Raw genomic sequence first — 20,163 nt, forward strand, 5'->3', positions numbered from 1 at the left:
AAAAGTGAAAAGCAATCAAGTCGCCTATGGATATTGTTCGATTAGCCATCACAATGCTATTTCATTTTCAAAGAATAGTACAAGCTATCTGATCAAAATATCGTTGTCATTCACTACCGAGATTCAAGTTCAAATTGCTTAAGTGAGTGTTTTTTTAAAGTTTAAAAAAATTTTTCAAAAGAAGGCGCAAGCCAATAGGAGGAAATAGATGAGTTCTAAAAATGATAAAAAGGGTTTAGGTATTTTTGAAAAATATCTGACGTTATGGGTAATTTTATGCATGGCTGTAGGAGTACTAATTGGGAAATTCTTACCGGGTGTTCCTGATACATTAAGCAAGTTTGAGTATTATCAGGTATCAATTCCCACGGCAATTTTAATATGGTTAATGATTTATCCAATGATGTTAAAGATTGATTTTACAAGTATTGTAAGTGCAGCTAAAAAACCAAAAGGATTAGTTGTTACCTGCGTGACGAATTGGTTGATCAAGCCATTTACAATGTATGCTATATCCGCATTTTTCTTCTATGTAGTTTTTAAAAATCTTATTCCTGTTGAATTAGCGAAAGAGTACGTTGCTGGTGCAGTCATTTTAGGAGCAGCGCCTTGTACGGCCATGGTATTTGTATGGAGCTACTTAACAAAAGGGGATGCAGCGTATACTTTGGTGCAAGTAGCGATCAATGATCTAATTATTCTTATATTATTTGCACCAATTGTCGCTTTTCTACTTGGTGTGGATAATGTTGTTGTTCCAATGGGAACGCTACTCCTATCAACGATTCTTTTTGTGGTAGTACCATTACTTCTAGGTTTTGTTACTAGAGTATTGATAATCAAAAATAAAGGCAAAGACTATTTCGAAAATGTTTTTCTAAAGAAATTTGATTCTGTGACAATTGTCGGTCTATTGCTAACCTTAATTATCATTTTTTCTTTTCAAGGAGAAAAAATACTGGCAAATCCAACGCATATTTTATTAATTGCAGTCCCACTAACCATTCAAACACTACTGATTTTCACTATTGCTTATGGATGGGCAAGATTTTGGAAGTTACCTCATGAAATTGCTTCACCAGCGGGAATGATCGGAGCAAGTAATTTTTTTGAACTGGCAGTGGCTGTAGCAATCTCTCTTTTCGGACTACAGTCAGGGGCGACTTTAGCAACAGTGGTAGGAGTGCTAGTTGAAGTACCCGTAATGTTGCTACTAGTAAAAATTTCCAATAATACAAAGTCATGGTTTGCAAAGTCAGATGAGATTACCAAAATGGATAATCTGTATAATTGATTGAGAAGAAAGCTTTGATAGGTGTAGGGAAATTAATTAAATAGCAAATCGTTGAGGTAATAAAACTTATGTCTGAAGAAAGGAGAGCAGTCGCTAGATTATTAGGGATGTCAGTGTCCTTTATTCTAGCAAAATTATTACACTATCCAATTAGTCTCGGAATATTTATCAACTTTATTACGCTAATTTTGGTACTCTATTTATTAGCAAAAAGGAAAGAAAGGCAAGAAAAATAGAGTCATGTGGTCGATTGACCACATGACTTTTTACAGTAATCGTATTACAACTATTTTGTTTATAAAGAGGCTTATTATGAAAGGAAATTTTTAATGGCAAATGCACTAGAAATAGAAAATTTAAAAAAAGTATATGCAACTGGCGTTGAGGCGCTACGAGGAATCGATCTACAGGTTAAACAAGGCGATTTCTATGCCCTTTTAGGTCCGAATGGTGCTGGAAAATCGACAACGATTGGAATTATCACCTCTCTGGTCAATAAGACCTCTGGGAAGGTAAAAGTTTTTGACTATGATCTTGATACTGACTTAGAAAAGGCTAAGCAGCAGATTGGTCTTGTTCCGCAAGAATTCAATTTCAATCCTTTTGAGACTGTTCAACAAATTGTAGTGAATCAGGCAGGGTATTATGGCGTTCCGAGAAAAGAAGCATTGAAGCGCAGTGAGAAGTACTTGAAGCAATCAAATTTGTGGGGAAAACGTAATGAACGTGCCCGAATGCTTTCTGGAGGAATGAAGAGACGACTTATGATCGCTCGAGCATTAATGCACGAACCAAGACTGTTAATTTTGGATGAACCAACCGCTGGGGTGGATATTGAACTGAGACGTGAAATGTGGTCATTCTTAAAAGAATTAAATGAAAATGGAACCACCATTATTTTGACTACTCATTATTTGGAAGAAGCTGAAATGCTTTGTAGAAATATCGGGATTATTCAATCAGGAGAACTGATCGAAAATACCAGTATGAAAGAACTGCTATCCAAATTACAGTTTGAAACATTTATTTTAGACCTTGCACCTCATAATACAGCACCTAAGATAGAAGGTTATGAGTATTATTTAGAAGATGATCTGACTTTATCGGTGGAAGTAGAGCGAGATCAAGGAGTAAATGATGTTTTTAAGCAACTCAGCGATCAAGGAATGAAAGTCTTATCTATGCGTAATAAATCTAATCGTTTAGAGGAACTATTTTTGAAAATCACAGAAGAAAAAAGTCTACCGGAGGAAATCAATGTTTAGTCTTTACTTTACCGCTTTAAAAAGTCTTGCCGTCAAGGAAACCAACCGGTATCTGCGAATTTGGGTACAAACTCTGGTACCGCCTGTCATAACTACATCACTGTATTTTATTATTTTTGGGAAAATGATCGGTGGTCGAATTGGAGATATGGGTGGGTTCTCCTATATGGAGTTTATCGTTCCAGGTTTAATTATGATGTCAGCCATTACGAGCTCTTATGCAAATGTTTCTTCGTCGTTTTTCTCTCAGAAGCTGCAAAAAAATATTGAAGAACTATTAGTTGCACCAGTACCAACTCACATTATCATTTGGGGATTCGTCATTGGAGGATTAGGAAGAAGTCTTCTGGTGGGAACACTTGTAACAATTGTTTCTTTATTTTTTGTACCACTAAATGTGCATTCATGGATTATTGTTATTCTCACATTGTTAATGACAGCCATCCTGTTTTCATTAGCAGGTTTGATAAATGGCGTTTTTGCACAATCTTATGACGATGTGTCAATCGTACCAACTTTTATTTTACAACCTCTAACCTATCTAGGTGGTGTTTTTTATGCGATATCCATGCTGCCTCCTTTTTGGCAAGGTGTTTCGAAAATCAATCCGATTGTTTATATGATATCCGCGTTTAGATATGGATTTTTAGGAACGACCGATGTTCCAATAGCCGTCTCGATCACAATACTTGTTCTGTTCATTTCAGTTCTTTATACTGTTTGTTACTATCTAGTTAATACGGGTAGGGGATTAAGAAGTTAAATCATATCATCAATATCACTTGATTGCTTCTTTATAACTTGTAATAATGCACTGAATAAAAAAGTCTATCATAAATAGATTGCGAAACGAAAAATAGAAATTAGCTTTCCATTATTGATTGGAGGAAAATGATAGTGAAAAAAATTTACTTTTTATGTACAGGCAATTCGTGCCGTAGTCAAATGGCTGAAGGATATGGTCACAACTTATTATCTGATTCAGATTTTGAGATCAGAAGTGCAGGTATTGAGACACATGGACTGAATCCAAGAGCTGTGAAAGTAATGTCTGAAGACAGTATAGATATCTCAAAACAAACGTCAGATTTGATTGATTTGGATTATTTTAATCATGCTGATTTAATTATTACTCTTTGTGGTGACGCAAAGGACAAATGCCCAAGGGTTCCAAAGGGCATCGAACATATTCATTGGAACTTAAAAGATCCTGCTCAAGCACAAGGGACAGAAGATGAAATTTTAGCAGAATTCAGAAGTGTTAGGGACGTTATCAAGAATAATATAAAAAGTCTATCTTCAAAATAAGCCAACTTATAATTGTTTGATTGGGATTTTCATTACCAAAAGAAAGTATCATAGTATGATTGTGTGCAAGACATCCGATTTAGGATAGTAGATGGAGAGAAATAACTGTATTTTTTAGCGAAGGAGGAAACCGATGGTTGTAGAGATTAGACAAATGGTAGAAAGCGATTGGCCTGATATCCGAAGAATCTATATTGAAGGGATAAAATCTGGTGAAGCTACCTTTGCAACTATTTCATCTATACCGAATAGTTACATTGATTGGCAAGCTGAGCATTCATCTTTTGGTAATTTTGTAGCTGTAGAAAATGATAATGTAGTTGGCTGGAGTTCGTTTTCTCCTGTATCTTCAAGATGTGTCTATAGTGGTGTCGTAGAAATCAGCATTTACACAGAAGAAGCTCAACGTGGCAAAGGTATTGGCAGTACACTCATGAGTAGTGCAATCAAAGCTAGTGAAGAAAATGGTATTTGGACCATTCAAGCAGGTATATTTCCTGAGAACGAAGCTAGTTTGAAGCTACATGAACGGAATGGTTTTCGAATAGTTGGTAGAAGAGATAAAATTGGAAAACTTGAGGGCACCTGGCGGGATACTTTACTTCTAGAACGAAGAAGTAAAATTACAGGAAAGGATTGAATGATTTCTTTGTGAAGCCTTTGGTCTAACTTATAATCAATGCCAATACGTCATCAAATTCTTCATAAAACGGGTCAATGTATATTATTATGAAACCCAATCATACTAACAAGTGATTGGGTTATTTTTTGCCTAAAAAAAGAGCTCAAACATTGATGAATATCCTAATAGAAATGATATTTCACGATTTACTGAATAAATACCGAAAGGAATACAGATACTTTGTTGATAATTGATTGACGAGAAGATGAATCCACATAGTATTTTATTTGATTATTGAGTTAAAACGCGACGACTAATCTATAACATTCAATTTAAGTAGCATTTATGCACTCATTTATCTCTACAACAAGTAAATTGATATAATGGCTTTATGGTTATTGATTTATTATTATAGAAAAAGATAAGTGTGGGGGATTGAAAACTATGTTGGATAAAAGGCAATTAGAGATAATGTCAATTAATTTCTTAAAAATTACTCTTACTCAAACTGGATATCTTAATCCATTTTTAAATTCTGGGGACACAGAACCATCCTGGGACGGTTATATATATGTTCTAGAAAAAATGAATAAGTATAATAAAAATAAATTAGGGAAAGTTCCCGTTCAGGTAAAAGGCAAATATAGTGACGATTTAAGTCAAAGCAGAATTTCTTTTTTAGCAGAAATTAGGGACTTAGAGAACTATTTACAGGATGGTGGAGTACTTTACTTTGTCATTTACATTAATGGAAAGAATGACGTAACATTTTATTACGCTCAATTAGAACCAATAAAAATAAAGACAATATTGGAGTCAAGAAAGAACTCGTCAGGAAAGAAAAGTATAGAGCTTAAAAAACTTCCTTCTGATACTATTGATATTGTAATTATATTCAAGAGTTTTTTGTTTCACAGGAAGAAACAGATGAGTTTTATTGATGGTGATCTATACACTTTTGAGAGTCTTAGTAAGGATCATAAGAAGGTGGAGTTAACATTCACTTTAACAGGCTTAGCTCTTCACCAACACAATATGCAAAATTACGTTGATACAAACAATGTTTATCTTTACGCAAAAATTCCTGAATCACCCGTTTTAATACCACTAGCTGGAGAGCTGAAGGAAATAATTGAAATCGAAAAAACTAATCTTGAAATTGGCATAGGAGAAAAGGTTCTATATACTGAACAGATTAGAGAAAAGCAGCGTGGTACTGTCACTTTAAAATTTGGAGATAGTTTTGAGTTCGCTATTAACGAAGAATTTAGCAAGCAGACTTTTAATTATAAAATAAGCGATTTTGCGAGGAAAGCACTTATTGATATAGAATTTCTGATCTCACTTTATCAGAATAAAGGATTTACAGTTAATGGAAAATTCCTTGATTTATCTTCTGCAATTAAATCGGGGCCGCATTTTGATTTTGAAAGATATGAAAAATCACTTCTGCACTGCAAGGAAGTAGTGAATCTATTAGATTATTTAAACATTTCAGATGATATTGATTCTAGTAAACTGTCTGAAGTAGAATGGCGCGATTTAAATATTTTAATTGCAGGATTAATTAAGAAGCAAGAATTGGCATTAAAAGAAACTCTCCACACTATAACTATTTTAAAGCTTCAGAATTTTAGTATTCCATTAATGATTAGTTTACAAAAAAGTGGTAAATACCTTATTGAAGATATATTTAAAGCTAAAAAAAGCTGTCTTTATCTTATTTTCGATGGAGAACATTTTAATTTACCAATGTTTAGAGGACTAACAGCTGAGCAACTTGCTGAGTGTTCAACAATTGATTTCGAAGTACTTTTAAAGGAATATCAAAAGCTACACAGTGAAAAAAATGATATTCTATTCGATGCAAGTCAATACATGTTGGTTTTGATTAACGCTGCAGATTTTTGTACGGATAACCCAGAAAGGAAAGAATCTTTCTTAGACGCAGCTTTAAATTTTAATCACTGGTTGCAAGAAGAAAATCTCAAAATGGAAGAGACAAATAATCAAATACTGATGATGAATGAGCTTCAGATTTTCAAACGTAAACGTGCATTAACTGAATCGGAAAGTGATTGGTTGTATGATATTACTGATTCAAATGATATTGATAAGACTTTTAAATTTGGAGCATATGTCTTATTAGAAGAAAGAAAACGTGCTGAGAGAATCTTTTCAACATTTAGTAAAAAAGAAAAGCAAGACTATAAAAGTTACCCGATTTATAACTTATACGAAAAATTATTATCTAAATAAAAAACAGGGAGATCAATTGTATGCCTAATATAATAGTAACACCATACGAGGCTAAAAAACGCTTACGCAAGTTATTGGAAGAAGTAAACACTACTCATCAAGAAGTAGAAATAATTGGAGATACCACCGAAGAAAGTGCTGTTTTGATTGCACTATCCGATTGGCGGGCTATTCAAGAAACACTAATGCTCATGAAAACTGAAACTTTAGCAATTGTGAAAAAACGAGAAAAAGATGGAACAGGATATACGAGTATAGAAAAAATTAACTGGGATAACTTGTAATAAATAGTCATTAAAATTAAGTGACAAATTTCTGCCAAGGCTGATATTCTCATTAGTTGTAGTAATTATACGAGAAGAAGCAGTAATTGAGATATTACAAAAGGAACTGATAATTAAGCTAAATGAAGTTATCCTTAGTTTATGTAAGAACAAGAAAAAAATTATTTCTAATTGGACTTTAAAAAACAAGCAAAATCTGCGACTATGATAATCGCAGATTTTGCTTGTTTGATTAATGACTTTAGTCAGTTTCGTTCGCGGAGCGTACGAAACAAGAAAACCGCGCGCTTCTACGCGTGGATGGAATAGCTTTAGCGATAAAAACTCCTTTCGATATACTAATAAGTGGCTACCAACCGCTTATTTTATCGAAAGGAGTTTTTCTATGTCTAAAGACGACAAAAGTTTATCACATACTAGATGGAATTGTAAGTATCACATAGTCTTCACCCCAAAATATAGAAGAAAAGTAATCTATGGGGAATTAAGAAAAGATATTGGAAGAATTTTGAGGAAGCTTTGTGAGATGAAAGAGGTAGAAATAATCGAAGCACACGCAATGCCAGATCATATTCACATGTTGGTAAAAGTACCACCAAAAATAAGTATCTCGCAGTTCATGGGCTACTTGAAAGGAAGAAGTGCGACGCTTATCCATGAGCAGCATGGAAACTTAGTCTATAAATATGGAAATAAAAGTTTCTGGTCAAAGGGGTATTACGTGAGCACAGTCGGTCTGAACCAGAAAACAATTGAAAAATATATACGAGAGCAAGAATCAGATGATCGAATCCGAGATAGTATAAGTAAACGAGAATACGTTGATCCATTCAAAATGAAGAAAAAGAAATAAAGTAGCGAGCGAAGAGCGGTTGGTTGTCTTTTAGAAAGCTCCATTTATGGAGTAGGCGAGTAGTGACCTCTTCTAGAGGTGTTAAAAAGCCACCCGTTCTCACGGGTGGATGTGTTACTTACTAGTTATGATCATTATCCAAAATACTATTATAACTAGTATTGAGAATTTCCTTAATTCCTCGTATTTGATCCAGCTTAATATGCTGCTGGCCTCGTTCAATTTTTACCAACGTTTCTCTTGTAATATTTATATCCATCAGTTGAAGTTGGCGTACCATTTCAGATTGGCCTATTCCTCTATCAATTCGCATTCTTCTTATATTTTTTCCTATTGTATTGTTTTTATCACTAATAATTTTTTCTGGCATTATCAATATATCCCTTGAACTAGAACTAGTTCTTTTTAAAACAATCATAAGAAAGCTATGTGATAAAATGGGACTAGTATGAGTCCACTTGGATTTTTTATTTGTTCTCTTGAATCACTTTTATTTATGGGAAATATTGTCTAAACTTTAAAAGGACATTAGGGAGATGATTAAGTGTATCTAGCAGAGAATATATCATATCTAAGAAAAAAGAAGAGCCTTACACAAGAACAACTATCAGACATCTTGCTAGTTACACGCTCAACTATATCAAAGTGGGAGAGCGGAACCTATGAGCCAGAAATCAACTCATTAAAACGTCTTTCTGAAGCATTTAATATCAGTATAGATGATTTAATCTTCATTGATTTAAGAAGTAGAGATCAACCAATCTAAAAAAGGTGGAATAAGGACCATTGAAAAGTAGAAGAAGAAAGCTCCAAATTAAAAGATTGTTACGTGAAAGAAAAATGAGTGATAAAAAAAACGATGGGTATTCCTGTCAGTTTTCAGAGGATGTATTTTTTGAACAATACAAAATCTATGTAGAGGAAATCATTGAGAAGTATTTACCGGCTGATGAATGTCAATACGAGGAATTTGCTGACATGATAGCAGATAGTCTTCAAAAAAAAAGAAATCTATTGCAGCTAAAAATGATAATATCTACAAAAAAAATAGACTGTTTCTTAGATTTGCTACTTGACAATAGCCTAAATTTTAACGTGGAACTTTTCTATCCTGAAGGAAGGATAGAAAAAAATGGTCCACTCTCAAAAGTGTTGTTCAAGAATTATCAAGTTATTATAGATGGCTATCGACTTCAAACTCTTACTATCAAAAAATTGAAAGATAAATTAAAATAGTTATGTAGATTGTAAATTTAAGGGAGGTTTTGGAGATGATGATAGACGGAAAAGAAATAGAATTCTTTATCAAGAGCGCCAAAGTTCCAGAAAAATATTATAGTGTGTTAATCAGAGAAGTACGATTGGCCTTGAACAGCCTGAATTTCATTAATTACATACGAACTAAAAGATCAGCTTCTACTGATTCAATTTATTTTACAGTCAAAATGAAAAATATCTCTGAAATCTATATTTTATCCTTACGTAGTCACTTTCCTAAAGAAAAGAAAGAAAATTACCTATATTTCTATACGCCAAGGTTCGAAAGCCTTTCAGACCTTCAGTTCAGTATTAAAACTGACCTAACAAAGATTTATAATAAAAGAGCTAAGGAACTCGGTTTTCATGTATCAGAATATCCTAGTAAGAATGTTCTGACTAAACCAAATATTAATAGGAAGATAAAGAAGGAACCGGTAACGAAACTCAAAGGAACAAGAGCTCATTTCCAAATGCTGCATCAGCAATCATTTGAGGACTTTTTGGACGAATTTGAAAATCAAAAAGATGAATAATAAAATTTGAAATCTTAAGTTTCGTACCTCGTCAATAAAAAAAGTAATTACCGACATTTTTAAAATTAGATTTATTGGTCACACTAATAGATTATAATTCAGAATCAAACAACTGCATTCATGTTTGATTCTATTTTTTTACTTAGATATCTATTCTCTTAGCAAAAAGATATTAGATTTGCTGTTATTATCATCAAAACGATGTAAAGTGATACTTTTCTGAAATAGTTTTTTTAATATCAAATAAAAACCTATAAAATGATACTTTTAAAAACAAACTTATGTTCAACGTTTCCTTTTCATGATAACAACTGTGTTGATACAAATGACACTATTAATGAAGTATTGACTGGAAAAATAACCGACAAACAAGTAACTTTTTTCATCGCGAAAAATCATAGTCATACGTTATTTATCTTGGGAAATAGAAAATCGAGAAGACTAATCTAGAGGAAACATAAATTAAAGAGATTTTATGTTTCAAGGTCAAAAATCCGACTAATTAAACGGATAATCTTTTTTATAAAAAAATTTCTATTAAAAAAAGTATATTGTTTGACGATACTATAGTAAACTAAAAGATAACGATTGTGATGTTACCAAGAAAGGATTGATTGTCATTTCGTTATTTTATCCGCGTTTTTCTGTTTACAAGCATCATCTAGTTATTCAAGGCAACAAACTAATTTCAAGAAAGTTTATAGTTTTAAAAAAACAAGATCATTTGCTAGCTTTCACTAACTTTCACAAGTATATCAAATCGGGTAACAGAACAGTGAGGAATATTAATGATGACGGAAATAATCGATTTTACTTTGTTGTGAAGCTGCTGAATTACGCCTTTTTCTTCGAACAATGTCAAAGTCTTGATCAAATTACTGTGGAAACAATAAAGAATTTTTTTAATCACTATGGAAAAGGTACTTTACCCGAGGATGTGGAAGGTTCTGGACGGACAAAAAAAACAGTTGAATCTTGTATTTCTGCAGTCCTTGATTTTTTTGAACTGTTTATTAATGATCGAAAAGATAAATGTGCAATTAAGATTGAAGAATTGTACAAACATGTTAATTATCGCGATAAAAAAGGAACTTTAAGAAAGAAAAAGGTGCCCGTATTTGATGTGTTGTATATAAATAAACATCGAGAAATTTTCCGAGATATACCAAATAATGCTTTTGAGATGCTCTTTTCTCATATCGCTGAACATCACAAAGAGTTGATTATGCTCGTAACTTTATCAGCATTTGCAGGCTTAAGACCTTCAGAGGCTTGTAACGTCAGAAGAGAAGACAGTAATTTAGGTGCAGGATTATTTTTTGATATTTATGATAGTGAAATACACAAAATTCAAATAGATATAAGGGAAGAACTGAATCTAAGAAGTGATTTAAAATCAATTGGCAGGATAAAAAGAGAACGCTTACAAACGGTGCCGTTAATTTTTACAGATGCATTTTATAGTAGTTATATAAATTATATGAATCATTTAGTTGGGAAAAAATATGAATGTCAGTTTGGAGCATTAACAGTAAATAAGCAGGGACGAGCTATGACGTATGACAGTTACTATCAAAAATTCAGAAAAATTATCAAGGAAGAAATGATTCCATTATATCTTTCTAGTAACGATGCTGAAACAGTTTTTTATGGCCGGCTTCTAATTGAGAATAATCTGTCACCTCATGTTTTCAGACATTGGTATACAGTTCAACTTGTTTTATCAGGTATGGAAAATGTAGCTGAATTAATGCATGCGAGAGGGGATAGCTCTCCCGAAAGTTCATTTGTTTATCTTCAAAATAAAGGCGAGCTAGAAAAGCAATACAAAAAAGTCAATGATGAGATGTTTAATTACTTGACCTGGGCAGCAGCTAAAAAAAATGGTGGAAGTAAAAGAAATGATTGATTTAAAACTATTTGCTGAAGAAGTTTTAGGTGGTTATGAATGCTCTAGTATGGAAGGAAAACAAAAAATGATTACTTTCTTGGAAGACAACAACTGGTTTGGCTCGAAACCAGTCTTGGTCGATGGAAAGGTGATGCTCACTTCTGATCAGGTGAAACTGTATAGTGAACCTCTAAAGATTTTTTTTGCTGCACAATCATCAAAAGTGAATTATGAAGGAATGATTACAATGTTACGAGCCAAATTTCCCGAGACAACTAATCAACTTACTGTTTTTTTTGATTCTGTAGAATTTTATGACGAAGCAATGTTCTATATTTCAGATTTCTTGCTTTATTCATTAAAGAAAGATATTTTCCTTATGGATGATCAAGAAATTTCCAGTCTTATGGAACTTGCTATTAATGATTTAATAAAAAGTCATGGTTTAGTACTAACATTCTTTTTGTCTTGGCTAAAAGAAAACTACAAAACTGCATATAAAAAAGAATATTTCATGAAGAATAGATATTCTATGGCTCAGTCAAAACAAGCCTACGATTTTGATGAATATTTACAACTTTTATATTATCTTTTTAACGAAGAATATATTAAGAAAGAAAAGATGTATGAGAAAGCAACAAAATCAAAGAATTATGCAGATACGTGGCTTTTTTTATCTTTACACTTCATTTGTTCACTCAGAGTTACGGATATGGAAAGAATTCCACATCCGACTCTTTTAAAATCTCCGGTTAATGTACTAAAACATATAGAAAACAATCAATACGATGATTCAGAAGCTAGGCAAGTGTTGTTATCTATAACCACAAGATTATGCGTATTGCCTCTAACCCCCAGCAAAACTAGTGGACAAAAAAATATTTCGCAAATTAAGTTCAACGTTCCCGAGAGTTGTGAGGTTCATATTGGAACGCTCTTAAGCATCTGTGAAGCTCATTCATGTTTAGCAGATACTTTTGAAAAATCTCTGATTCGAAAGATTTCAGATTATGATCGAATTTCGAGATACATGGGAGAAGAGATTGGATCATTATTTTTAGAATCAAATTTCAGATCTCGTTCAGCAAATAAGTCCTATTTGCAATCTCTTTACATCCTTGCTGATGATATGTCGAGTAAGAATGAAAGTGTAAGAATTAAGGGCTATTTACTAGCCTCAATTGCTAGAAGTCATAAGGGATCTTACGGAAAATTTGCTGGAGTAACAGCTGAATACCTTAAAGATGCCAAAATGAATGGTCTGTCAGCTGAATTTGTTGCAAAAGAACTTTTTGAAAGAGGCGTACTCTCATTTGTTCCGTCTATGCTTTTAAAGATTATTACCGAGGGATCATATAACGATTTATCCTTTAGTCAGCAAACGCAAATGATTCAAAAATTGAATCTTTCTCCCAATGAAATAGAACAAACCGTAGAAATTGTTTCAAAATCAAAACGCCAATCAGAAGAAATAGTGGAAGAACTCTTGCTTTCAGGAAAGAATAAAGATGATATTCTCGAAATTTTACATAAGATCGGTACAGGAGCAGCTTTTTCTAAACAATCCGAGAGTCTTTGTCTGCTAACGGCTATAAATAAAGTCTGTTCTTTCGATAATCGAACTCAATGCGTTGGTTGTAAATATGAAATAAAAACAAAATCAACGATGTTGTTATTAGTCAGCGAGTATAAGCGTGTGTATTCTTTATATCAAGAATCTTCTGAAGAAATAGAGAAAGAAAAGTATAGGCAGCTTTTAATGAAGATAATCCTTCCCTGTTTAGATGAAGTATTGCTTTGTCTCAAGGATCAATATGGTTCATCCGTTTTTCACTCTTATGAGAAATTAATTAAGGAGTATATTTAATGAACTCAAGTTTTCAGTCGGAACAATTATTCGACACATTTCTAACTATACAAGAACTTAGTCAGAGTAACGTCGATGAAGCAAGGAAAGTTTTTCTTATTTTTTATGAAAAAGGCGTATTTAAAGATTGCAGCTTTGATGATAATAAATGGAATGGCACCGATGAGTATTCCAATGTTGGGATAAACTATAATGTGAATCGTTTTTGCTATGAAAGAAGCTATCAAGATATTTTTCGTTTATCTTATGAAGAGTTTGTGGAGTACTTAAAGGTTTTCGTTGCATTTACTTTAGGGAAAAATGTGTTAAAAACTTTACAAACAGTGGTGAATGACATTAAGAGAATTATAAAGACTGAACGAAAAGAGTTTTATGGCGCTACGGCTAATTTAAAAATTGCGACACCTAGTTTGTGCATTGATTTCTTTTCAATACTCCCAAATAACAGCGATAATAAAAACGTTGAAAAATTGATTGATGTACTAGAATTTTATATTACAGAAGATTTTAAACGAGGAGTAAAGAAACAGCGTAGTCTTGCACAATTTGACAGCTATTTTCTCTTCAATGATATATTGAGTGATTTTTGGAAGCGAGATATCAGTAATGACACACGTCTCTTTTATTATCCGATCTATTTATGGTGGAGAATTACTGCAATTATTCCATTGCGACCTAAGGAATTCATTTTAACACCATGAAATTGCTTAAAAAAAGAAGATGATGGTTATTACCTCACTTTAAAACGTAACAGACTGAAAGGAGGCAATAAAGAGGTTTCATATAAAATTTCAACTGATTATTATGATGTGACATACAAAATTCCAGAAGTACTAGCCAATGAAATAATGAATTATCATGATTTCACTAAGCAGTATGAAAAAACGCAGATAGATACTTTTTTTGTATCTGATCCTCATTACAAAAAATGGCGTCAAAAAAAGCATTTAAATAGTAGATTTCTTACTTATACTAACATCAATACAATTATGCGCTATTTCTTTTATGAAATTATCCAAAATGAGTACGGCTTAAAGACAATTTATGGTCGAAGTGAACGGCATCTTAAGCGAGATGAGATTAATTATATTCATTTGGGAGACACTCGGCATTTGGCACTAATTAATATTATGGCTGAAGGAGGAACTCCAGTTACGGCAATGTTATTGGCAGGGCATGATAATATCGAAATGTCTGCCCACTATTATTCAAATATTACAAATTTGATTGAATGTAGAACGTATCGTCAATATAGACAGATCTCTCTAGGAGAAGTTACTTATCAACTAAGTTCTCTAAAAAAATTTCCCGTAATCCGAGAAAATAATTTTAAAAAATTAAGCCATGGTGGGAGGTGCTTTTCCGAAAAATTTTATATTGGTGATTATTCCGATTGCTTTGCATTAGCTAGTAAAGAAGGCGAAATCGGATATTGTCCTGACTGTAAATTCTACAGAAAATCTAGTAGTTCTTTTTTTTCCACCGATGATGGTTTTTATAAACGAAAAATTGAAGATGATTGTAAAAAGTTAGAGGATGCAATCCATTTAGTTCGTATTGGAAAGGGAGATACAGAAGATATTGGTGAGGCTCTATTGAACTTGAAAAGTAGTTCATTTTCTTATCAAGAATATTTCGAAGAAAAGACAGCTCGTTTCCATGCTAAAGGAGAAAAAATATGGCAAGAAGAAGACTAATAACAGACGAAGAATTACTGGAACATTTAAATAACTATATTGTAAATTTCTGTGATGGACGTAGTGATACTGTAAAAATTCCAGAGTTTGGTACTTATTTAAGAAAAAATGGTTTTCCAAAAGTCCAAGACTATTTGATTCGAAGAAATATCACAATTAGGAAATATTTAAATGATGAAAGAGAAAGAGGGACAATTTCGAATCGACATACATTATCAACATATCGCACTCTTGATGTAGATTTATTTATTAAAACTAATTGTAGTAATTCCTCTATGAAAAGGGCACTGTCAGAGTTGAACATATATCATCGATCTATATGTGAAGCGGCAACTATTTTAAATAAGGAAAGCAATACCGCGATTGAAAAAATGGAAGAGTATAAAACAAAATTGACTAAACTTGAAAAAGAAAATTTAGAGATTTCTGTAGATAATAAGAAACTTAAAAGTCTAAACAAAAGCCTCACGTCGCTAATTAAGAGCTACAAAACAATAATTGAGACCTATGTTTATCCGGAGATTGCAAACGAATTATTGATGGAAGACATGTTGATAAACGAAACTCAAAAAATAATTAATTCGGAAATTCTTTCTGAAAAGATAATAACAGCACAAACTCCAATCAAATCAGAGAGTAAAATAATACAAGGATTATTCGCGGATCTTGAAAGGTAGACCAATGAAAAAGCAGTTTATATCTTTAAGTAAAAAAAATCCAGAAGCTGCAAAAATGTGGGCTTTTGATTTGAATGACAAATCCCTATCTCCCGAAAAAATCGGAGCAGGTTCAGATAAAATAGTTTTTTTCCGTTGTCTAAAAAATCCAAATCATGTATTTAAAAAAAGAATCTCCAAAATGAGTAGCTATAGAGATGGTCATAATGTTGGATGTATCTATTGTGGCCCAAATGCAAAAAAAGCCTTTGCAGGAGAAACAGATTTACTAACAATTTTCCCTGAGGCAAAGAAATTGTGGGACTATGAAAAGAACAGAGGAATTGATCCTACAAGCCTATTGCCAAAATCGAAAAAAAAAGCCTATTTTAGATGTGAAAATGGGCACAGCTTATTAAGGATAATAGCCAATTTCAGCGCCTCTCCAAGTTGCACAGAATGCAAAAAAGAAAAATACAAGTTGATTTCTCGCACCCCCAACATATGTCACTTTTTTATTCCTTCAAAAAATCTAGATATTATTCTTAGTGAAGAATCTGTTTCTTCTGAAAAGAAAGCAATTTTTCAATGTCCAAAATGCCATTACGAATGGTCATGGCAATTCTCTACATGGCTAAAATATGCGTTGTGCCCTTGTTGTGGGTTTGATGGAGAAAACAAAAGCGAGAAAAAGAATCAAAAAATCGTTCAAAAATTTAATATAAAAACTTTGAAACAAATTGTTAAAAATATTGAGGACTTTTGGGATTATGAGAAGAATCAAGGTTTAACTCCTTCATCAGTATCACATGGATCAAATAAATCTGTTTGGTTGAAATGTGACAAAGGGCATTCCTTCTCTCGAAAAGTTTATAGTATTTCTGATAATAGTCGGAAGATTGTCGTTTGTCCATATTGTACAAATAGTTTCTCGAAAATTACACCTGGAGTAAATGATTTATTCACTGTTTGTAAACCTGCAAAGGAAATGTGGGATCATGAAAGAAATCAAGAAATTAAAGATCCAACGAAACTGTCGTATTCTTCACGAGAAAAAGCGTGGTTCAATTGCAAGAATAATCATTCTTTTAGAAAAAGTATAATTACTTTTTTTAAAACACCGGAATGTCCTACTTGCAAATTTGAAAAAAAATCTAGTATTCAATCATTGAAACCAGATTTAATAAAATTTTGGGATTATGAGAAAATGAACTACTTACCAAATGAAGTCAGTGTACATTCAAAGGAAAGAGGATTTTGGAGATGCAGTGACTGTGGATATGAGTGGACTCAAAGTTTTTGTAATAGAAGAGAGGCAAAAAAAAGTTTTTGCCCAAACTGTTATTCAGATGGATCATGTTCGAATAATTTTCGCAGTAGTAATCCAGCCGCATCGAATTTTTGGCTAGATGATAAAAATCAAGGGATTACACCTGATAATGTCACTCGAAAATCAGGAAAAAAAGTATTCTTAAGATGTCCAAATGATGAGTCCCATATATTTGAGAAAACTATTTATAGTATTCCAGAACAATCGCCGTTTGGCTGTCCATTTTGTTCAAAAGTAAAAACAGTGGTTGGTCAAACAGACTTTTTTTCCTGTTGTTCAAAAGGAAAAAGAATGTGGGATTGGGAAAAAAATTTTGATTTAGATCCATATTCTCTTTTTCGAAATTCAACAAATCTCGCGTGGTTCAAATGTGAAAATGGACATAGTTTCTCAAAAAAAATAGTAAACTTTAGTAGGTGTCCTAAATGTCCAATATGCATCACTGAAAACCAAAAAGTTGTATCTGATTATCCACTTTTGCTAAAACAGTGGAATTTTACAAAAAATGCTGAAATTAATATTAATTCAACTTCGCCTAACTCAAAAAAATTAGTATGGTGGTTTTGTAAAAAGTGTGAATATGAATGGCAATCCGAAATAAAATCAAGGAAACTATCTAAAGGTGAGTGTCCTTGTTGTGAAACCAGAATTAAAGTTGTTGCAGGAAAGACTAACTTGTTTTCAATTGTACCTGAACTTGAGAAATACTATGATTATTCAAAGAATAAAGACTTATTGATCGAAGATTTGTCCATTTCCATGAACGATAGAATAGAATGGAAATGTCCAGAATGTGACTATGAGTGGAAATCAAATCCTTCTTCAAGGTATGTGAAAATCTGTGAAAAATATGAGGTAAAAAAATGCCCTAAGTGTGTAAGAATAAATAGAAATGAATTCTATATAAAAGAATATCCGGATTTAATTTCAAGATTTCTATATGAAAAAAATGAGATAAGTGTTTTTACTGCTGATAAGATACAGCTTAACAAAGAATACTGGTGGAAATGTGTTAACGGATGTAAGCGGGAGTTTCGTAGCACAATTCCTTCTATGGTAAGGTCCCAAAACTCAGTTTATAAGGGATGTCCATATTGTTCAGGGAAAACAGTTAGTATTGATAATAACTTTGCGGTACTACATCCTGATCTTATGGATGAGTTTTCACCGGATAACCTAATGGATCCATATAATATTGCTGAGTTCAGTTCAAAAAAAGCAAAATGGATATGTCGTAATAATAGCGAACATGTTTGGTTCGCGCCATTCCAGAGACGGGCAATCGGGGAAGGGAATTGTAATTTATGCAGAAACTATCACTACGGTAAGATGTTTTATAAGGAGCACCCTGAATTAAAAAAGTATTTTGACACTGATAAAAATGAAAGAGATTTTAGTTCTTATACGAATAAATCAAACGATATTGTTTGGTGGAAATGTGATGAAGGGCACTCTTTCAAACGTCAATTATATAATTTTAAAGATGATGAAACTTTTAAGTGTCCCATTTGTGAAAATAGCATTGTAGTTTCTGGCATAAACTCTCTATGTGATACAAAACCTGAATTGTCTAAAGAATGGAGTAAAAACAATACGAGACCGGCGGAAGAATATAGTGATACCTCTGTATATTCTGTTCTGTGGGAATGTCCTGATTGCAAAGGAGAGTACTCACAAGTAATAAGAAACCGTGATTTTGGGGATGATAGTTGTCCATATTGTTCTAACAAGAAAGGTCTATTAGGGTTAAATACCATTGTGGATATGAAACCCAAGTTAATTTCGGAATGGAGTACCAATAATGAACAATCAATCGAAAAATATAGTTATAAATCATTATTTGCTGCTCTTTGGATTTGTTCGGATTGCAAAGGCGAATTTTCTGCTCCTATTAAAGATCGTGATTTCGGTGATAAAAAATGTCCATATTGTTCAAATAGAGCTGCTCTGAATGGCTATAATACTTTGAATGATGTAAAACCGGAGCTAGTTCCAGAATGGAGTGCTAATAATACGCGAGAGATATTTGAGTTTTCATTTATGTCAAACTATCGAGCATGGTGGACCTGCGAAAATTGTTCAGGAGATTTTCAATACGAAATAAGAAGACGTTATTTTGGTGATGATGCATGTCCATATTGTTCAAATAGAATTCCTTTAGAGGGTTTTAATACTATTCAAGCAGTTAAGCCAGAATTGGTAAATGAATATAGTGATAGTAACGAAAGAGATATTTCTGAATTCACTTTTCAATCTGTATATTGGGTATTATGGACATGTCAACGTTGCGAAAACGACTATCCAGCGTCAATAAAGAAGCGTGAATATAATGACAATAGTTGTCCTTACTGTAATAATAGAAAACCACTTAAAGGATTAAACACTGTGGCAGATTTGAAACCAGGGTTATTATCCGAATGGAGCATAAATAATGAAGGTACTGCAACTGACTATCTCTATAACTCATCCTACTTTGTTCTATGGGAGTGTTCAGAATGTCATGGAGAATATTCGCACTCAATTCGCGATCAGGAGTGTGGCGATGATAGTTGTCCTTACTGTAATAATAGAAAGCTACTTAAGGGATTAAACACTGTGGCAGATTTGAAACCAGAGTTATTATCCGAGTGGAGCATAAATAATGAAGGTGCTGCAACTGACTATTTATATAGTTCAACACAAGCAGCTTTATGGGTTTGTTCAAAATGTAGTGGAGAATATTCGCACTCAATTCGCGATCGAGAGTGTGACGATGATAGTTGTCCTTACTGTGCTAATAGAAAAGCATTAATTGGTTTTAATACTTTTGAAGTCGTTTATCCTGAACTATTACCATTTTGGGATTATATTAATAACTATCTTTTGACAGATCCAAGTATAATTTTACCGAAATATGATTAAAACGTATGGTGGATTTGCGAACATAATAAAGATCATAAATACCTAATGTCGCCCAAACGGAGAATTAATTTTCAAAAAAGGAAAAAGGAGCCTTGTACATTCTGTAAAGGTTTACGCAGAAAAAAAAGGCATTTTATTTAGGT

General features: G+C 32.8%; 19 protein-coding genes. 18 read left to right on the forward strand and 1 reads right to left on the reverse strand.

The annotated features are described in order from the left end of the window. Nucleotides 1–208 precede the first annotated feature (208 nt). From arsB to tnpA, 8 genes are all read left to right on the forward strand, one after another. Complete coding sequence (arsB, locus tag AUF14_RS19985; RefSeq protein ID WP_016178411.1) at nt 209–1,294, forward strand: ACR3 family arsenite efflux transporter; 1,086 nt, start codon at nt 209–211, stop codon at nt 1,292–1,294. Between the two features lie 329 nt (nt 1,295–1,623). Further along, nucleotides 1,624–2,559: an ABC transporter ATP-binding protein gene (locus AUF14_RS19990; RefSeq protein ID WP_102866571.1), complete on the forward strand. Its 936-nt coding sequence runs from the start codon at nt 1,624–1,626 to the stop codon at nt 2,557–2,559. After that, on the forward strand, nt 2,552–3,322 hold the full coding sequence (locus tag AUF14_RS19995) for an ABC transporter permease (protein WP_016178408.1): 771 nt from the start codon (nt 2,552–2,554) through the stop codon (nt 3,320–3,322). The genes AUF14_RS19990 and AUF14_RS19995 overlap by 8 nt, the downstream gene beginning before the upstream one ends. 134 nt (nt 3,323–3,456) lie before the next feature. Continuing rightward, nucleotides 3,457–3,867 carry an arsenate reductase (thioredoxin) gene (gene arsC, locus AUF14_RS20000; RefSeq protein WP_016178407.1) on the forward strand — a complete coding sequence of 137 codons (411 nt, stop codon included), beginning with the start codon at nt 3,457–3,459 and terminating at the stop codon, nt 3,865–3,867. 133 nt (nt 3,868–4,000) lie between these two features. Further along, nucleotides 4,001–4,507 carry a GNAT family N-acetyltransferase gene (locus AUF14_RS20005; protein ID WP_016178406.1) on the forward strand — a complete coding sequence of 169 codons (507 nt, stop codon included), beginning with the start codon at nt 4,001–4,003 and terminating at the stop codon, nt 4,505–4,507. 567 nt (nt 4,508–5,074) lie between these two features. After that, on the forward strand, nt 5,075–6,748 hold the full coding sequence (locus tag AUF14_RS20010) for a hypothetical protein (protein WP_227656409.1): 1,674 nt from the start codon (nt 5,075–5,077) through the stop codon (nt 6,746–6,748). Nucleotides 6,749–6,768: 20 nt separating this feature from the next. Beyond that, nucleotides 6,769–7,032 carry a type II toxin-antitoxin system Phd/YefM family antitoxin gene (locus tag AUF14_RS20015; protein WP_016178404.1) on the forward strand — a complete coding sequence of 88 codons (264 nt, stop codon included), beginning with the start codon at nt 6,769–6,771 and terminating at the stop codon, nt 7,030–7,032. 385 nt (nt 7,033–7,417) lie between these two features. After that, entirely contained in the window at nt 7,418–7,885 is a 468-nt protein-coding gene (gene tnpA / locus AUF14_RS20020) for an IS200/IS605 family transposase (protein WP_028020983.1), read from the forward strand. A gap of 121 nt (nt 7,886–8,006) precedes the next feature. Here the strand turns inward: tnpA and AUF14_RS20025 are convergent, their stop codons facing one another. Further along, nucleotides 8,007–8,255 (reverse strand): helix-turn-helix domain-containing protein, encoded by a 249-nt coding sequence (locus tag AUF14_RS20025; protein ID WP_070503996.1) that lies wholly within the window; start codon nt 8,253–8,255, stop codon nt 8,007–8,009. A gap of 174 nt (nt 8,256–8,429) precedes the next feature. On the opposite strand from AUF14_RS20025, the gene AUF14_RS20030 reads away from it, so the two are divergent. The 10 genes from AUF14_RS20030 (at nt 8,430) to AUF14_RS23315 (ending at nt 20,161) form a co-directional block, all read left to right on the forward strand. After that, nucleotides 8,430–8,651 carry a helix-turn-helix transcriptional regulator gene (locus AUF14_RS20030; RefSeq protein WP_070503993.1) on the forward strand — a complete coding sequence of 74 codons (222 nt, stop codon included), beginning with the start codon at nt 8,430–8,432 and terminating at the stop codon, nt 8,649–8,651. A gap of 20 nt (nt 8,652–8,671) precedes the next feature. Then, on the forward strand, nt 8,672–9,121 hold the full coding sequence (locus AUF14_RS20035; protein ID WP_016178400.1) for a hypothetical protein: 450 nt from the start codon (nt 8,672–8,674) through the stop codon (nt 9,119–9,121). Nucleotides 9,122–9,156: 35 nt separating this feature from the next. Next, nucleotides 9,157–9,678 carry a hypothetical protein gene (locus AUF14_RS20040; RefSeq protein ID WP_016178399.1) on the forward strand — a complete coding sequence of 174 codons (522 nt, stop codon included), beginning with the start codon at nt 9,157–9,159 and terminating at the stop codon, nt 9,676–9,678. Between the two features lie 820 nt (nt 9,679–10,498). After that, entirely contained in the window at nt 10,499–11,587 is a 1,089-nt protein-coding gene (locus tag AUF14_RS20045; protein WP_227132048.1) for a site-specific integrase, read from the forward strand. Then, nucleotides 11,562–13,436 carry a hypothetical protein gene (locus AUF14_RS20050; protein WP_016178397.1) on the forward strand — a complete coding sequence of 625 codons (1,875 nt, stop codon included), beginning with the start codon at nt 11,562–11,564 and terminating at the stop codon, nt 13,434–13,436. The genes AUF14_RS20045 and AUF14_RS20050 overlap by 26 nt, the downstream gene beginning before the upstream one ends. Continuing rightward, nucleotides 13,436–14,137, forward strand: coding sequence for a hypothetical protein (locus AUF14_RS22975; RefSeq protein WP_227656410.1), 702 nt, complete (start codon nt 13,436–13,438; stop codon nt 14,135–14,137). The genes AUF14_RS20050 and AUF14_RS22975 overlap by 1 nt, the downstream gene beginning before the upstream one ends. A 108-nt stretch (nt 14,138–14,245) precedes the next feature. Beyond that, the gene (locus tag AUF14_RS22980; RefSeq protein ID WP_227656411.1) at nt 14,246–15,133 is read left to right on the forward strand and encodes a hypothetical protein; all 888 of its coding nucleotides are present in this window, start codon (nt 14,246–14,248) and stop codon (nt 15,131–15,133) included. Next, nucleotides 15,115–15,810: a hypothetical protein gene (locus tag AUF14_RS20060; protein WP_016178395.1), complete on the forward strand. Its 696-nt coding sequence runs from the start codon at nt 15,115–15,117 to the stop codon at nt 15,808–15,810. Before AUF14_RS22980 ends, AUF14_RS20060 begins: the two co-directional genes overlap by 19 nt. Before the next feature lie 4 nt (nt 15,811–15,814). After that, complete coding sequence (locus tag AUF14_RS20065; RefSeq protein WP_227656412.1) at nt 15,815–20,020, forward strand: zinc-ribbon domain-containing protein; 4,206 nt, start codon at nt 15,815–15,817, stop codon at nt 20,018–20,020. Nucleotides 20,021–20,032: 12 nt separating this feature from the next. Then, nucleotides 20,033–20,161, forward strand: coding sequence for a hypothetical protein (locus AUF14_RS23315; RefSeq protein WP_456151924.1), 129 nt, complete (start codon nt 20,033–20,035; stop codon nt 20,159–20,161). The last annotated feature ends 2 nt before the right edge of the window (nt 20,162–20,163 follow it).

Source organism: Enterococcus avium (genome assembly GCF_002891025.1).
GTDB classification, from domain to species: Bacteria; Bacillota; Bacilli; order Lactobacillales; family Enterococcaceae; genus Enterococcus_A; species Enterococcus_A avium.

Excerpts from the sequence above, each read along its gene's own strand:
- arsB (WP_016178411.1), top strand. The coding sequence starts at position 209 with ATGAGTTCTAAAAATGATAAAAAGGGTTTAGGTATTTTTGAAAAATAT.
- AUF14_RS20065 (WP_227656412.1), top strand. The coding sequence starts at position 15,815 with ATGAAAAAGCAGTTTATATCTTTAAGTAAAAAAAATCCAGAAGCTGCA.
- AUF14_RS19990 (WP_102866571.1), top strand. The coding sequence starts at position 1,624 with ATGGCAAATGCACTAGAAATAGAAAATTTAAAAAAAGTATATGCAACT.
- AUF14_RS20040 (WP_016178399.1), top strand. The coding sequence starts at position 9,157 with ATGATGATAGACGGAAAAGAAATAGAATTCTTTATCAAGAGCGCCAAA.
- AUF14_RS20060 (WP_016178395.1), top strand. The coding sequence starts at position 15,115 with ATGGCAAGAAGAAGACTAATAACAGACGAAGAATTACTGGAACATTTA.
- AUF14_RS20015 (WP_016178404.1), top strand. The coding sequence starts at position 6,769 with ATGCCTAATATAATAGTAACACCATACGAGGCTAAAAAACGCTTACGC.
- AUF14_RS20025 (WP_070503996.1), bottom strand. The coding sequence starts at position 8,255 with ATGCCAGAAAAAATTATTAGTGATAAAAACAATACAATAGGAAAAAAT.
- tnpA (WP_028020983.1), top strand. The coding sequence starts at position 7,418 with ATGTCTAAAGACGACAAAAGTTTATCACATACTAGATGGAATTGTAAG.
- AUF14_RS22975 (WP_227656410.1), top strand. The coding sequence starts at position 13,436 with ATGAACTCAAGTTTTCAGTCGGAACAATTATTCGACACATTTCTAACT.
- AUF14_RS20050 (WP_016178397.1), top strand. The coding sequence starts at position 11,562 with ATGGTGGAAGTAAAAGAAATGATTGATTTAAAACTATTTGCTGAAGAA.
- AUF14_RS20010 (WP_227656409.1), top strand. The coding sequence starts at position 5,075 with ATGAATAAGTATAATAAAAATAAATTAGGGAAAGTTCCCGTTCAGGTA.
- AUF14_RS19995 (WP_016178408.1), top strand. The coding sequence starts at position 2,552 with ATGTTTAGTCTTTACTTTACCGCTTTAAAAAGTCTTGCCGTCAAGGAA.
- AUF14_RS20005 (WP_016178406.1), top strand. The coding sequence starts at position 4,001 with ATGGTTGTAGAGATTAGACAAATGGTAGAAAGCGATTGGCCTGATATC.